Origin of the sequence: Saccharothrix algeriensis (assembly GCF_016907655.1) — a bacterium.
In the GTDB taxonomy this organism is placed as follows: Bacteria; Actinomycetota; Actinomycetes; order Mycobacteriales; family Pseudonocardiaceae; genus Actinosynnema; species Actinosynnema algeriense.
Window position 1 is genome coordinate 3,832,586 of the sequence record NZ_JAFBCL010000001.1, and the last position, 13,886, is coordinate 3,846,471.

Genomic DNA, 13,886 nt, shown 5'->3' on the forward strand with positions numbered 1-13,886 from the left:
GGATAGCCGGCCGCGGTGACCTCCACGCGCAGGGGCGTCCTGGGATGTCGCCTGCGGACCTGGGGCAACCGTGCCAGACCCTGTTCGGCCAGGCCGAAGGGGCGCGACACGCCCGACCTCGGGTGCAGAGAGGGACCAGGTAAACAGTGCTCGACGCCCGCGTGGCGGCGGGCACTCGAACGGAAGAAGCAGCCGGCGTTATGCCAACGATCCAGCAGCTGGTCCGCAAGGGCCGGCAGGACAAGGTCGCCAAGCAGAAGACCGCGGCGCTCAAGGGCAGCCCGCAGCGGCGCGGTGTGTGCACCCGCGTCTACACGACCACGCCCAAGAAGCCGAACTCGGCGCTGCGCAAGGTCGCCCGCGTGAAGCTGACGAGCGGCATCGAGGTCACGGCCTACATCCCCGGTGAGGGCCACAACCTCCAGGAGCACTCGATGGTGCTCGTGCGCGGCGGTCGTGTGAAGGACCTCCCCGGTGTCCGCTACAAGATCATCCGCGGTTCGCTCGACACGCAGGGCGTGAAGAACCGCAAGCAGGCTCGCAGCCGCTACGGCGCGAAGAAGGAGAAGAGCTGATGCCCCGCAAGGGACCGGCCCCGAAGCGGCCGCTGATCTCCGACCCGGTCTACAGCTCTCCGCTGGTGACCCAGCTCATCAACAAGGTGCTGGTCGACGGCAAGCGCTCCGTGGCCGAGCGGATCGTGTACGGCGCCCTGGAGGGCGCCCGCGACAAGACCGGCACCGACCCGGTCGTCACGCTCAAGCGCGCGCTGGACAACGTCAAGCCCGCCCTGGAGGTCAAGAGCCGCCGCGTCGGTGGCGCCACCTACCAGGTGCCGATCGAGGTCAAGCCCGGTCGCGCGACCACGCTGGCGCTGCGCTGGCTGATCACCTTCTCCCGGCAGCGCCGCGAGAAGACGATGGTCGAGCGCCTGATGAACGAGCTGCTCGACGCGAGCAACGGCCTGGGCGCGAGCGTGAAGCGCCGCGAGGACACCCACAAGATGGCCGAGTCGAACAAGGCCTTCGCCCACTACCGCTGGTGATGCGCGGCCCGGCCGGTCCGCGCCGCGGACCGGCCGGGCCCTCCCGGCCCTAGTGAGCCAGCGAGCTCAAGACAGGGGAAGACACCCGTGGCACAGGACGTGCTCACCGACCTGGCCAAGGTCCGCAACATCGGGATCATGGCCCACATCGACGCGGGCAAGACCACGACGACCGAGCGGATCCTGTTCTACACCGGGATCAGCTACAAGATCGGCGAGGTCCACGACGGCGCGGCCGTGATGGACTGGATGGAGCAGGAGCAGGAGCGCGGCATCACGATCACGTCCGCCGCGACGACGTGCTTCTGGAAGAACCACCAGATCAACATCATCGACACGCCGGGCCACGTCGACTTCACCGTCGAGGTGGAGCGCAACCTCCGCGTCCTCGACGGCGCCGTCGCCGTGTTCGACGGCAAGGAGGGCGTCGAGCCCCAGTCCGAGCAGGTCTGGCGGCAGGCCACCAAGTACGACGTCCCGCGCATCTGCTTCGTCAACAAGATGGACAAGCTGGGCGCCGACTTCTACTTCACCGTGCGCACCATCTCCGAGCGCCTGGGCGCGAAGCCGCTGCCGATCCAGATCCCGATCGGGTCGGAGAGCGACTTCATCGGCGTGGTCGACCTGGTCGAGATGCGCGCGCTGACCTGGCGCGGCGAGGTCCAGAAGGGCGAGGACTACGCGGTCGAGGAGATCCCGGCCGACCTCGTGGACAAGGCGAACGAGTACCGCGAGGCGCTGGTCGAGGCCGTCGCGGAGACCGACGACGCCCTGATGGAGTCCTACCTGGGCGGCGAGGAGCTGACCGTCGCCCAGATCAAGGCCGGCATCCGCAAGATCGTCGCCGAGGGCTCCGCCTACCCGGTGCTGTGCGGTTCCGCGTTCAAGAACAAGGGCGTGCAGCCCATGCTCGACGCGGTGATCGACTACCTGCCGGCCCCGCTGGACCTCCCGCCGGTCGAGGGCACGCTGCAGGACGGCGAGACGCCGGCCTTCCGCAAGCCGTCCACCGACGAGCCGTTCGCCGCGCTGGCGTTCAAGATCGCGGTGCACCCGTTCTTCGGCAAGCTGACCTACATCCGGGTCTACTCGGGCCGGGTCGCGACCTCCACGCAGGTCATCAACTCGACCAAGGACCGCAAGGAGCGCATCGGGAAGATCTTCCAGATGCACGCCAACAAGGAGAACCCGGTCGACGAGGCCATCGCGGGCCACATCTACGCCGTGATCGGCCTGAAGGACACGACCACCGGCGAGACGCTCTGCGACCCGCAGCACCCCATCGTGCTGGAGTCGATGACGTTCCCGGAGCCGGTCATCCAGGTGGCGATCGAGCCGAAGACCAAGGCCGACCAGGAGAAGCTGGGCACCGCGATCCAGAAGCTCGCCGAGGAGGACCCGACGTTCCGGGTCAACCTCGACCAGGAGACCGGCCAGACGATCATCGCCGGCATGGGCGAGCTCCACCTGGACATCCTGGTGGACCGGATGCGCCGCGAGTTCAAGGTCGAGGCGAACATCGGCAAGCCGCAGGTGGCGTACCGCGAGACGATCCGCCGCAAGGTGGAGAAGTACTCCTACACGCACAAGAAGCAGACCGGTGGCTCGGGCCAGTTCGCCAAGGTCCTGATCGACATCGAGCCGCTGGAGAAGAACGAGGCGGGCGCGCTCTACGAGTTCGTGAACGCGGTGACCGGTGGCCGCATCCCGCGGGAGTACATCCCGTCGGTGGACGCCGGCGCCCAGGACGCGATGCAGTACGGCGTGCTGGCGGGCTACCCGCTGGTCGGCATCAAGGTCACGCTGACCGACGGCGCCTACCACGAGGTCGACTCCTCCGAGATGGCGTTCAAGATCGCCGGCTCCATGGCGCTCAAGGAAGCCGCCCGGAAGGCCGACCCGGCCCTGCTCGAGCCGATGATGGCGGTCGAAGTGACCACGCCCGAGGAGTACATGGGCGACGTCATCGGCGACCTGAACTCCCGCCGTGGCCAGATCCAGGCCATGGAGGAGCGCAGCGGCACCCGCGTCGTCAAGGCGCTGGTCCCGCTGTCGGAGATGTTCGGGTACGTCGGCGACCTGCGGTCCAAGACCCAGGGTCGCGCGAACTACTCGATGACCTTTGACTCCTACGCCGAGGTTCCCACGAACGTCGCGAAGGAGATCATCGCGAAGGCGACGGGCGAGTAACCCCAACCGGAGCACCGCAGCACCACGCGGGCTCTCCGGGGTCTCTCGTCCCTGGGGTCCGCAGAACCCTGACGTGACGCCCGGCGGGTGGCAGACACCCGTCGGGCACAGCAATAGAAGTCCAGGAGGACAATCCAGTGGCGAAGGCGAAGTTCGAGCGGACGAAGCCGCACGTCAACATCGGCACCATCGGTCACATCGACCACGGCAAGACGACGCTGACCGCGGCGATCTCCAAGGTCCTGCACGACAAGTACCCGGAACTGAACCCCTTCACGCCGTTCGACCAGATCGACAAGGCGCCGGAGGAGAAGCAGCGCGGCATCACCATCTCGATCGCGCACATCGAGTACCAGACCGACAAGCGCCACTACGCGCACGTCGACTGCCCCGGTCACGCCGACTACATCAAGAACATGATCACCGGTGCGGCGCAGATGGACGGCGCCATCCTGGTGGTCGCGGCGACCGACGGCCCGATGCCGCAGACGAAGGAGCACGTCCTCCTGGCCCGCCAGGTCGGTGTGCCCTACATCGTGGTGGCCCTCAACAAGGCCGACATGGTGGACGACGAGGAGATCCTGGAGCTCGTCGAGCTCGAGGTCCGCGAGCTGCTCTCCGAGTACGAGTTCCCGGGCGACGACCTGCCGGTCGTGCGCGTCTCCGCGCTGAAGGCGCTGGAGGGCGACGCCGAGTGGGGCGAGAAGCTCATCGGCCTGATGGACGCCGTGGACGAGAACATCCCGGAGCCCGAGCGCGAGGTCGACCGGCCGTTCCTGATGCCGGTGGAGGACGTCTTCACGATCACCGGTCGCGGCACCGTGGTGACCGGTCGCATCGAGCGCGGCGTGATCAACGTCAACGAGGAAGTCGAGATCGTCGGCATCAAGGAGACGTCGAAGAAGACGACGGTCACCTCGATCGAGATGTTCAAGAAGTTCCTCGACCAGGGCCAGGCCGGCGACAACGCCGCCCTGCTCCTGCGCGGCATCAAGCGCGAGGAGGTGGAGCGCGGCATGGTGATCGTGAAGCCGGGCACCACCACCCCGCACACCGAGTTCGAGGCGCAGGTCTACATCCTGTCCAAGGACGAGGGCGGCCGCCACACGCCGTTCTTCAACAACTACCGCCCGCAGTTCTACTTCCGCACCACCGACGTGACCGGCGTCGTGACCCTCCCCGAGGGCACCGAGATGGTCATGCCGGGCGACACCACCTCCATGGCCGTGAAGCTGATCCAGCCGATCGCGATGGACGAGGGCCTGCGGTTCGCCATCCGCGAGGGTGGCCGGACGGTCGGCGCGGGCTCGGTCACCAAGATCATCAAGTGACCTGCGTCCGATAACGGACCCCCGATTTGGTCTGCGCACCCCGGTGTGCGACCATTGACGGGTTGCTCGTCGGGGCGGCCGGTTCCCTCGGGAACCCGGCCGCCCCGTCACGAGGGGATTCACCAGCACGACAATCCCACGGGTTTGATCAGTGGGACCGGTCTGTGGCCGAGGGCGCGACACGCCCGACCGCGTGGACCGGGCACCGTGACACCGCTGAGGTGTCAGTCCTGAATAGGGGGCGGTACGCGCCGGAGGTCTCGCTGACCTCATTCGGCTGCCCGCACCGCAGCGGTATCGAGAAGCAGAGGAACGGCAAGCCATCATGGCGGGACAGAAGATCCGCATCCGGCTCAAGGCCTACGACCACGAGGCGATCGACGCGTCCGCGCGCAAGATCGTCGAGACCGTGACGCGCACCGGCGCTCGGGTCGTCGGGCCTGTGCCGCTGCCCACTGAGAAGAACGTCTACTGCGTCATCCGCTCGCCGCACAAGTACAAGGACTCGCGCGAGCACTTCGAGATGCGCACGCACAAGCGTCTGATCGACATCCTCGACCCGACGCCGAAGACGGTGGACGCGCTCATGCGCATCGACCTGCCGGCGAGCGTCGACGTCAACATCCAGTAAGCGTTGGACGCGGAGAGTAACGAGACCAATGTCTGACAGGCAGGTTAAGGGCCTCCTGGGCACCAAGCTCGGCATGACTCAGGTCTTCGACGAGAACAACCGGATCGTCCCGGTCACCGTCGTCAAGGCAGAGCCGAACGTGGTCACCCAGGTCCGGACCCAGGAGAACGACGGCTACTCGGCCGTGCAGCTCGCCTTCGGCGCGATCGACCCGCGCAAGGTGAAGAAGCCCGTCGCGGGCCACTTCGCCAAGGCCGGTGTCACCCCGCGCCGCCACCTGGCGGAGCTGCGCACCACCGACGCGTCCGACTACGAGGTCGGCCAGGAGGTCACCGCCGAGGTCTTCGAGGCCGGCGCGGTGGTCGACGTGGTCGGCACCAGCAAGGGCAAGGGCACCGCGGGTGTCATGAAGCGCCACGGCTTCCACGGCCTCGGTGCCAGCCACGGCACGCAGCGCAAGCACCGCTCGCCCGGCTCCATCGGCGGCTGCGCCACGCCCGGCCGCGTGTTCAAGGGCCTGCGCATGGCCGGTCGCATGGGCCACGTGCGCGTGACCACCCAGAACCTCAAGGTGCACCGGGTCGACGTCGAGTCCGGCCTGCTGCTCATCAAGGGCGCGGTGCCCGGCCCCAAGGGCGGCACCGTGTTCGTCAAGACCGCTGCGAAGGGTGGTGCCTGATCATGACGTCCGTTGAGATCCGCACCCCGGACGGCAAGACCGGCGGCAGCGTCGAGCTGCCCGCCGCGATCTTCGGCGCGCAGGCGAACGTGGCGCTGCTGCACCAGGTCGTCGTGGCCCAGCAGGCCGCGGCCCGCCAGGGCACGCACTCCACGAAGACCCGCGGCGAGGTCTCCGGCGGCGGCAAGAAGCCCTACCGGCAGAAGGGCACCGGCCGCGCCCGCCAGGGCTCGACCCGCGCGCCGCAGTTCGCCGGCGGTGGCACCGTGCACGGCCCCCAGCCGCGCGACTACAGCCAGCGCACCCCCAAGAAGATGAAGGCCGCCGCGCTGCGCGGCGCCCTGTCCGACCGGGCGCGCGCCGGCCAGGTCCACGTGGTGAGCGGTTTCGTCGAGGGCGACGCCCCGTCGACCAAGACCGCCCGCAAGGTCCTGGAGTCGGTCACCGAGGCCCGCCGGGTGCTCGCGGTGCTGCTGCGCACCGAGGAGGTTTCGTGGGTCAGCCTGCGCAACCTGCCGCACGTGCACATCATCGCCCCGGACCAGCTGAACACCTACGACGTGCTGGTCAACGACGACGTGGTGTTCACCAAGGACGCTCTGGACGTGTTCCTGGCGAGCAAGGCCCAGCAGGGCGCTGGCTCGGCCGAGGCGGTCGCCGGTTCGTCCGAAGTGGAGGACGAGAAGTGATCCCCGACCACAGGGACATCCTGCTCGCGCCGGTCATCTCCGAGAAGTCCTACGGGCTCCTGGAGGAGAACAAGTACACCTTCGTGGTGGCTCCCGGCTCGAACAAGACCCAGATCAAGATTGCCGTGGAGAAGGTCTTCGGCGTCAAGGTCGTCAGCGTCAACACGATCAACCGCCAGGGCAAGCGCAAGCGCACCCGGACGGGCTTCGGCAAGCGCAAGGACACCAAGCGCGCCATCGTGACGCTGTCCGCCGAGAGCAAGCCGATCGAGATCTTCGGCGGCCCGGCCGCCTGATGACGACGAGGACTGCGTAGAGATGGGCATTCGCAAGTACAAGCCGACGACCCCGGGTCGTCGCGGTGCGAGCGTCTCCGACTTCGCCGAGATCACTCGGTCGACGCCGGAGAAGTCGCTGATCCGCCCGCTGCACGGCCGCGGTGGCCGCAACGCGTCGGGCAAGATCACGACGCGGCACAAGGGCGGCGGCCACAAGCGGGCCTACCGCCTGATCGACTTCCGCCGCACCGACAAGGACGGCGTGCCGGCCAAGGTCGCTCACATCGAGTACGACCCCAACCGCACCGCCCGCATCGCGCTGCTGCACTACGTCGACGGCGAGAAGCGCTACATCATCGCCCCGGCCAAGCTGCGGCAGGGCGACCGGATCGAGAACGGCCCCAAGGCCGACATCAAGCCGGGCAACAACCTGCCGCTGCGCAACATCCCGGTCGGCACCGTGGTGCACGCGATCGAGCTGCGCCCCGGCGGCGGCGCGAAGATCGCCCGCTCGGCCGGCGCGAGCGTGCAGCTCGTGGCCAAGGACGGCCCGTACGCCCAGCTGCGGATGCCCTCGGGCGAGATCCGCAACGTGGACGTGCGCTGCCGCGCCACGGTCGGCGAGGTCGGCAACGCCGAGCACCAGAACATCAACTGGGGCAAGGCCGGCCGGATGCGCTGGAAGGGCCGCAAGCCCACCGTCCGCGGTGTCGCCATGAACCCGGTCGACCACCCGCACGGTGGTGGTGAGGGCAAGACCTCCGGTGGTCGCCACCCGGTGAACCCCGCCGGCAAGCCCGAAGGCCGTACCCGCCGCCGCAAGGCAAGCGACAAGCTCATCGTCCGGCGTCGTCGCACCGGTAAGAAGCGCTGAGCAGGGAGGGAGTGAAGGATGCCACGCAGCCTTAAGAAGGGCCCCTTCGTCGACGACCACCTGCTCAAGAAGGTGGACGTCCTCAACGAGTCGGGCAAGAAGACCGTCATCAAGACCTGGTCCCGCCGGTCGACGATCATCCCCGACATGCTGGGCCACACGATCGCGGTGCACGACGGCCGCAAGCACGTGCCGGTGTTCGTGACGGAGGCGATGGTCGGGCACAAGCTCGGCGAGTTCGCGCCGACCCGCACGTTCAAGGGCCACATCAAGGACGACCGGAAGTCGCGCCGCCGCTAGGCGACGAACTAGAGGAAGAGCAAGGGGAAGCAGCGATGAACGCCCGCAACGAAGCCCAGGCGCCGGAGTTTCCGCGCGCCGTGGCTCGGGCTCGCTACGTCCGCGACACGCCGATGAAGGTGCGCCGCGTCGTCGAGCTCATCAGGGGTCGTAGCGCCAGCGAGGCCCTGGCCGTGCTCCAGTTCGCGCCGCAGGCGGCAAGTGAGCCGGTCCGCAAGGTGCTCGCGAGCGCCGTGGCCAACGCCGAGAACAACCTGTCCCTGGACCCCGACACCCTCTGGGTGGCCAAGGTCTACGTGGACGAGGGTCCGACCCTCAAGCGGTTCCGCCCGCGGGCCCAGGGCCGTGCGTACCGGATCCGCAAGCGGACGAGCCACATCACCGTCGAGGTGGAGTCGCGTCCGAAGAAGACCAGCGCGAAGGGAACCCGGTAGTGGGCCAGAAGATCAACCCGCACGGCTTCCGGCTGGGGATCACCACCGACTGGAAGTCCCGCTGGTACGCCGACAAGCAGTACGCCGAGTACGTGGCCGAGGACGTCAAGATCCGCAAGCTGCTCTCGCGCGGCATGGAGCGTGCCGGCATCTCCAAGGTGGAGATCGAGCGCACCCGCGACCGGGTCCGCGTCGACATCCACACCGCCCGGCCGGGCATCGTCATCGGCCGGCGCGGCGCGGAGGCCGACCGCATCCGCGGTGAGCTGGAGAAGCTCACCAAGAAGCAGGTGCAGCTGAACATCCTCGAGGTCAAGAGCCCCGAGTCGGACGCGCAGCTCGTCGCGCAGGGCGTGGCCGAGCAGCTGTCCAACCGCGTCGCCTTCCGCCGCGCGATGCGCAAGGCCATCCAGTCGGCCATGCGCTCGCCGCAGGTCAAGGGCATCCGCGTGCAGTGCGGCGGCCGTCTCGGCGGCGCCGAGATGTCCCGTTCCGAGCACTACCGCGACGGCCGGGTGCCGCTGCACACGCTGCGCGCCGACATCGACTACGGCTTCTTCGAGGCCCGCACCACGTTCGGCCGGATCGGCGTGAAGGTGTGGATCTACAAGGGCGACATCGTCGGTGGCCTCAGCGCGAAGCGCGAGCGCGACGCGGCGCCGTCCTCGGCCGAGCGGGCGCCCCGGCGCGACCGCGGCGACCGCCCGAACCGGGCCCGGCGCTCCGGCGCCAGCGGCACCACGGCGACGAGCACCGAGGCCGGACGGGCCGCACAGGCTAACGAGCAGACGACCGGCGACGTTGCGACCGACAACGCCCCGGCCGTCGCGAAGACGGAGGGCTGAGTAGTGCTCATCCCGCGCAGGGTCAAGCACCGCAAGCAGCACCACCCGGGTCGGTCCGGTGCTGCCAAGGGCGGCACGAGGGTCACCTTCGGCGAGTACGGCATCCAGGCCCTGGAGCCCGCCTACGTGACCAACCGGCAGATCGAGTCGGCGCGTATCGCCATCACCCGGCACATCCGCCGCGGTGGCAAGGTCTGGATCAACATCTTCCCGGACCGCCCGCTGACCAAGAAGCCGGCCGAGACCCGCATGGGTTCCGGCAAGGGCTCGCCCGAGTGGTGGGTCGCCAACATCAAGCCGGGCCGGGTGCTCTTCGAGATGAGCTTCCCGAACGAGACCGTGGCCCGCGAGGCGCTCCGCCGCGCGATCCACAAGCTCCCGATGAAGTGCCGCATCGTTACGCGTGAGGGTGGTGAGTTCTAGCCAATGGCAAGCACTGAAGCGGGTTCCGCGGCTTCGTTGCTGCGTGAGCTCACCGAGGAAGAGCTCGTGCTGCGCCTGAGGGAGGCGAAGGAGGAGCTGTTCAACCTCCGCTTCCAGATGGCCACCGGGCAGCTGGACAACAACCGCCGTCTCCGCACGGTCCGGCACGAGATCGCCCGGATCTACACCGTGATGCGGGAGCGGGAGCTGGGCCTTTCGGTCTCTCCCGACGCGGTCTCCACTGGTGAAGGTGCGGCATGAGCGAGAACAACGAAGTGACTGAGACGACGACCGAGGTCCGCGGCGACCGCAAGGTCCGCGAGGGCTACGTCGTGTCCGACAAGATGGACAAGACGATCGTCGTGGCGCTGGAGGACCGGAAGAAGCACCGCCGGTACGCCAAGGTCCTGCGCTCCACCACCAAGGTGAAGGCGCACGACGAGCAGAACACCGCTGGCATCGGCGACCGCGTCCTGCTCATGGAGACCCGGCCGCTGTCGGCCACCAAGCGCTGGCGCCTCGTCGAGATCCTCGAAAAGGCCAAGTAGAGCCCGACCGAGCCCGTCAGGTCGGAAATCTGGCGGGCCAGGAATGGTCAAGGAGTGGGTAAGTGATCCAGCAGGAGTCGCGGCTGCGCGTCGCCGACAACACCGGTGCGAAGGAGATCCTCTGCATCCGTGTTCTCGGTGGCTCCGGCCGCCGCTACGCGGGCATCGGGGACATCATCGTCGCCACGGTGAAGCAGGCCATCCCCGGCGCCGGTGTGAAGAAGGGCGACGTCGTCAAGGCCGTCGTCGTGCGCACCGTCAAGGAGAAGCGCCGTCCCGACGGCTCTTACATCCGGTTCGACGAGAACGCCGCCGTGCTCATCAAGAACGACAACGAGCCGCGCGGCACCCGCATCTTCGGCCCGGTGGGCCGCGAGCTGCGCGACAAGAAGTTCATGAAGATCATCTCGCTGGCGCCGGAGGTGCTCTGATGAAGGTGAAGAAGGGCGACACGGTCGTCGTCATCGCCGGCAAGGACAAGGGCGCGCGCGGCAAGGTCATCATGGCCTACCCCGCCCAGGACCGCGTCCTGGTCGAGGGTGTCAACCGGATCAAGAAGCACACCCGGATCACGCAGACCCAGCGCGGCGCGCAGTCGGGCGGCATCGTGACCCAGGAGGCCCCCATCCACGTGTCCAACGTGATGGTGGTCGACTCGGACGGCAAGCCGACCCGCGTTGGCTACCGGACGAACGACGAGGGCAAGCGGGTCCGCATTTCCCGTCGTAACGGGAAGGACATCTGATGACCACCGCAGAGAAGACCACGCCGCGGCTGAAGACGCGCTACCGCGAGGAGATCGTCGCGGAGCTGCGCAAGCAGTTCGAGTACGGCAACGTGATGCAGATCCCCGGCATCGTGAAGGTCGTCGTCAACATGGGCGTCGGCGACGCCGCCCGCGACGGCAAGCTGATCGAGGGCGCCGTGAAGGACCTGTCGATCATCACCGGCCAGCGCCCCGAGGTCCGCAAGGCCCGCAAGTCCATCGCGCAGTTCAAGCTCCGCGAGGGCATGCCGATCGGCGCGCGCGTCACGCTGCGCGGCGACCGCATGTGGGAGTTCCTGGACCGGCTGCTGACCATCGCGCTGCCCCGCATCCGCGACTTCCGCGGCCTGTCGGGCAAGCAGTTCGACGGCAACGGCAACTACACGTTCGGTCTCAACGAGCAGTCGATGTTCCACGAGATCGACCCGGACGCGATCGACCGTCCCCGCGGCATGGACATCACCGTGGTGACGACCGCGACCAACGACGACGAGGGCCGGGCGCTGCTGAAGCTCCTGGGCTTCCCGTTCAAGGAGAACTGACCATGGCCAAGAAGGCGCTGATCAACAAGGCCGCGGCCAAGCCGAAGTTCAAGGTGCGGGCCTACACCCGCTGCCAGCGCTGCGGTCGCCCGCACTCGGTGTTCCGCAAGTTCGGCCTGTGCCGGATCTGCCTCCGCGAGATGGCCCACCGCGGCGAGCTGCCCGGTGTGAACAAGTCCAGCTGGTAGCACCGGCTCGGCGGCAGCTCTTTTTTCACGAATCCACTTCGCTGTAGGCCCGCTCACGACCAGCCGGTCGCCAGACCGGCTCGGACCCTGACTGGGGAACCGCAGCGAGAAAGGTTGACCAGGTCACCATGACGATGACCGACCCGATCGCAGACATGCTGACGCGTCTGCGGAACGCGAACTCGGCTTACCACGACAAGGTCGTGATGCCGCACTCGAAGTTGAAGGCGAACATCGCCGAGATCCTCAAGCGCGAGGGCTACATCGCCAGCTACCGCGACGAGCAGGGCGACGTGAGCAAGCACCTGGTGATCGAGCTGAAGTACGGCCCGAACCGGGAGCGCAGCATCGCCGGTCTGCGGCGCGTGTCCAAGCCCGGCCTGCGGGTGTACGCGAAGTCGACCAACCTGCCGAAGGTCCTCGGTGGCCTGGGCGTGGCGATCATCTCGACCTCTGGCGGTCTGCTGACCGACCGCCAGGCCAACAAGCAGGGCGTGGGCGGAGAAGTCCTCGCCTACGTCTGGTGAGGAAGGGGGACTAGGCATGTCGCGCATCGGAAAGCTGCCGATCACCGTCCCCTCCGGGGTCGACGTGGACATCGCGGGCCGGGACGTCAGCGTGAAGGGGCCCAAGGGCACCCTGTCGCTGACGATCGCCGAGCCGATCGTCATCGAGAAGGCCGAGGACGGCACCCTCGAGGTGAAGCGCCCCAACGACGAGCGCCGGAGCCGTTCGCTCCACGGCCTGTCCCGCACCCTGGTGCAGAACATGGTCATCGGCGTGACCCAGGGCTACGAGAAGAAGATGGAGATCCACGGGGTCGGCTACCGCGTCGCGCTGAAGGGCTCCGACCTGGAGTTCGCGCTCGGCTACAGCCACCCGGTGAAGGTCGAGGCCCCCGAGGGCATCACCTTCGCGGTGGAGACCCCGACCCGGTTCTCCGTGGCCGGCATCGACAAGCAGCTCGTGGGCGAGGTCGCCGCCAACATCCGCAAGCTGCGCAAGCCCGACCCGTACAAGGGCAAGGGCGTGCGCTACGCGGGCGAGAAGATCCGCCGCAAGGTCGGAAAGACGGGTAAGTGACATGAGCGAGACTGCAACCAAGCGGAAGCCGGTCGGCAAGGACATCTCGACCACGCGCCGCGTCGCGAAGACCCGCCGTCACTTCCGCCTCCGCAAGAAGGTCAGCGGCACGCCCGAGCGCCCGCGCCTGGTCGTGCACCGGTCGTCGAAGCACATCACCGTGCAGATCATCGACGACCTGGCCGGTCACACCATCGCGGCGGCCTCCTCCGTGGAGGCGGACGTCCGGGCGGTCGACGGCGACAAGAAGGCGCGCGCCGCGAAGGTCGGTCAGCTGGCCGCGGCGCGGGCCAAGGACGCCGGCATCACCAAGGTCGTGTTCGACCGCGGCGGCAACGCCTACCACGGTCGCATCGCCGCTCTGGCCGACGCCGCCCGCGAGGCGGGGCTGGAGTTCTGACAATGATCCTTACTGGAATTGAGAGGGACGCCTGATGCCAGGACGCACGCGTCGCGAAGGCGGCGGGGGCGAGCGCGGAGAGCGTCGCGACCGTCGTGACGGCGGCCGCGGCGGCGCGGCCCAGGAGAAGACCCCGCACCTGGAGCGCGTGGTTGCGATCAACCGCGTCTCCAAGGTCGTCAAGGGTGGTCGTCGCTTCAGCTTCACCGCCCTGGTCGTGGTCGGCGACGGCGACGGCATGGTCGGTGTCGGCTACGGCAAGGCCAAGGAAGTCCCGGCCGCGATCGCCAAGGGTGTCGAGGAGGCGAAGAAGAACTTCTTCCGCGTCCCCCGCATCGCGGGCACGATCCCTCACCCGGTGCAGGGCGAGAAGGCGGCCGGCGTCGTGCTGCTGCGCCCGGCCTCGGCCGGTACCGGTGTCATCGCCGGTGGCGCGGTCCGCGCGGTGCTGGAGTGCGCCGGTGTCCACGACGTGCTGAGCAAGTCGCTGGGCTCCGACAACGCCATCAACATCGTGCACGCCACCGTGGAGGCCCTGAAGGGCCTCCAGCGCCCGGAGGAGGTCGCGGCCCGTCGCGGCCTGCCCCTGGAGGACGTGGCTCCCGCCGGCATGCTCCGCGCTCGCGCAGGGGCGGTGTGA

Annotated in this window: 23 protein-coding genes; all 23 read left to right on the forward strand. The window is 68.2% G+C overall.

Translation table 11 applies throughout. The annotated features are described in order from the left end of the window. The first annotated feature begins 200 nt into the window (after nt 1–200). Nucleotides 201–575 carry a 30S ribosomal protein S12 gene (gene rpsL / locus JOE68_RS17595; RefSeq protein WP_030473471.1) on the forward strand — a complete coding sequence of 125 codons (375 nt, stop codon included), beginning with the start codon at nt 201–203 and terminating at the stop codon, nt 573–575. Continuing rightward, complete coding sequence (gene rpsG / locus JOE68_RS17600; protein WP_121009879.1) at nt 575–1,045, forward strand: 30S ribosomal protein S7; 471 nt, start codon at nt 575–577, stop codon at nt 1,043–1,045. The genes rpsL and rpsG overlap by 1 nt, the downstream gene beginning before the upstream one ends. Before the next feature lie 87 nt (nt 1,046–1,132). Beyond that, complete coding sequence (gene fusA, locus JOE68_RS17605) at nt 1,133–3,235, forward strand: elongation factor G (protein ID WP_204843420.1); 2,103 nt, start codon at nt 1,133–1,135, stop codon at nt 3,233–3,235. 137 nt (nt 3,236–3,372) lie between these two features. Next, nucleotides 3,373–4,566, forward strand: coding sequence for an elongation factor Tu (gene tuf, locus JOE68_RS17610; RefSeq protein WP_204843421.1), 1,194 nt, complete (start codon nt 3,373–3,375; stop codon nt 4,564–4,566). Nucleotides 4,567–4,891: 325 nt separating this feature from the next. Then, nucleotides 4,892–5,197 (forward strand): 30S ribosomal protein S10, encoded by a 306-nt coding sequence (gene rpsJ / locus JOE68_RS17615; protein WP_003938093.1) that lies wholly within the window; start codon nt 4,892–4,894, stop codon nt 5,195–5,197. Nucleotides 5,198–5,225: 28 nt separating this feature from the next. After that, entirely contained in the window at nt 5,226–5,876 is a 651-nt protein-coding gene (gene rplC, locus JOE68_RS17620) for a 50S ribosomal protein L3 (RefSeq protein ID WP_204843422.1), read from the forward strand. Nucleotides 5,877–5,878: 2 nt separating this feature from the next. Next, nucleotides 5,879–6,565: a 50S ribosomal protein L4 gene (gene rplD / locus JOE68_RS17625; RefSeq protein ID WP_204843423.1), complete on the forward strand. Its 687-nt coding sequence runs from the start codon at nt 5,879–5,881 to the stop codon at nt 6,563–6,565. Continuing rightward, the gene (gene rplW / locus JOE68_RS17630; RefSeq protein WP_015105262.1) at nt 6,562–6,861 is read left to right on the forward strand and encodes a 50S ribosomal protein L23; all 300 of its coding nucleotides are present in this window, start codon (nt 6,562–6,564) and stop codon (nt 6,859–6,861) included. The genes rplD and rplW overlap by 4 nt, the downstream gene beginning before the upstream one ends. Before the next feature lie 22 nt (nt 6,862–6,883). Continuing rightward, nucleotides 6,884–7,717, forward strand: coding sequence for a 50S ribosomal protein L2 (gene rplB, locus JOE68_RS17635; RefSeq protein ID WP_204843424.1), 834 nt, complete (start codon nt 6,884–6,886; stop codon nt 7,715–7,717). An 18-nt stretch (nt 7,718–7,735) separates the two neighbouring features. Continuing rightward, nucleotides 7,736–8,017, forward strand: coding sequence for a 30S ribosomal protein S19 (rpsS, locus tag JOE68_RS17640; RefSeq protein ID WP_015105260.1), 282 nt, complete (start codon nt 7,736–7,738; stop codon nt 8,015–8,017). A 35-nt stretch (nt 8,018–8,052) separates the two neighbouring features. Beyond that, nucleotides 8,053–8,451 carry a 50S ribosomal protein L22 gene (gene rplV, locus JOE68_RS17645; RefSeq protein WP_204843425.1) on the forward strand — a complete coding sequence of 133 codons (399 nt, stop codon included), beginning with the start codon at nt 8,053–8,055 and terminating at the stop codon, nt 8,449–8,451. Beyond that, nucleotides 8,451–9,296 carry a 30S ribosomal protein S3 gene (gene rpsC / locus JOE68_RS17650; RefSeq protein ID WP_204843426.1) on the forward strand — a complete coding sequence of 282 codons (846 nt, stop codon included), beginning with the start codon at nt 8,451–8,453 and terminating at the stop codon, nt 9,294–9,296. Before rplV ends, rpsC begins: the two co-directional genes overlap by 1 nt. 3 nt (nt 9,297–9,299) lie before the next feature. After that, nucleotides 9,300–9,719, forward strand: coding sequence for a 50S ribosomal protein L16 (rplP, locus tag JOE68_RS17655; RefSeq protein ID WP_073885915.1), 420 nt, complete (start codon nt 9,300–9,302; stop codon nt 9,717–9,719). Nucleotides 9,720–9,722: 3 nt separating this feature from the next. After that, nucleotides 9,723–9,980, forward strand: coding sequence for a 50S ribosomal protein L29 (gene rpmC / locus JOE68_RS17660; protein WP_204843427.1), 258 nt, complete (start codon nt 9,723–9,725; stop codon nt 9,978–9,980). Beyond that, nucleotides 9,977–10,267, forward strand: a complete 291-nt coding sequence (gene rpsQ, locus JOE68_RS17665) for a 30S ribosomal protein S17 (protein WP_204843428.1) — start codon at nt 9,977–9,979, stop codon at nt 10,265–10,267. Before rpmC ends, rpsQ begins: the two co-directional genes overlap by 4 nt. Nucleotides 10,268–10,329: 62 nt before the next feature. Then, a complete protein-coding gene (rplN, locus tag JOE68_RS17670; RefSeq protein WP_015805282.1) occupies nt 10,330–10,698 on the forward strand; it encodes a 50S ribosomal protein L14 in 369 nt (122 codons plus the stop codon). Beyond that, nucleotides 10,698–11,012 (forward strand): 50S ribosomal protein L24, encoded by a 315-nt coding sequence (rplX, locus tag JOE68_RS17675; RefSeq protein WP_204843429.1) that lies wholly within the window; start codon nt 10,698–10,700, stop codon nt 11,010–11,012. The genes rplN and rplX overlap by 1 nt, the downstream gene beginning before the upstream one ends. Further along, nucleotides 11,012–11,575 carry a 50S ribosomal protein L5 gene (gene rplE, locus JOE68_RS17680; protein WP_204843430.1) on the forward strand — a complete coding sequence of 188 codons (564 nt, stop codon included), beginning with the start codon at nt 11,012–11,014 and terminating at the stop codon, nt 11,573–11,575. Before rplX ends, rplE begins: the two co-directional genes overlap by 1 nt. A gap of 2 nt (nt 11,576–11,577) precedes the next feature. Next, entirely contained in the window at nt 11,578–11,763 is a 186-nt protein-coding gene (locus JOE68_RS17685; protein WP_141980309.1) for a type Z 30S ribosomal protein S14, read from the forward strand. Nucleotides 11,764–11,891: 128 nt separating this feature from the next. After that, complete coding sequence (gene rpsH, locus JOE68_RS17690) at nt 11,892–12,290, forward strand: 30S ribosomal protein S8 (RefSeq protein WP_204843431.1); 399 nt, start codon at nt 11,892–11,894, stop codon at nt 12,288–12,290. 16 nt (nt 12,291–12,306) lie between these two features. Then, nucleotides 12,307–12,846: a 50S ribosomal protein L6 gene (rplF, locus tag JOE68_RS17695; RefSeq protein ID WP_204843432.1), complete on the forward strand. Its 540-nt coding sequence runs from the start codon at nt 12,307–12,309 to the stop codon at nt 12,844–12,846. A gap of 1 nt (nt 12,847) precedes the next feature. Beyond that, nucleotides 12,848–13,246 carry a 50S ribosomal protein L18 gene (rplR, locus tag JOE68_RS17700; RefSeq protein ID WP_239562275.1) on the forward strand — a complete coding sequence of 133 codons (399 nt, stop codon included), beginning with the start codon at nt 12,848–12,850 and terminating at the stop codon, nt 13,244–13,246. 34 nt (nt 13,247–13,280) lie between these two features. Then, a complete protein-coding gene (rpsE, locus tag JOE68_RS17705; RefSeq protein WP_121224926.1) occupies nt 13,281–13,886 on the forward strand; it encodes a 30S ribosomal protein S5 in 606 nt (201 codons plus the stop codon).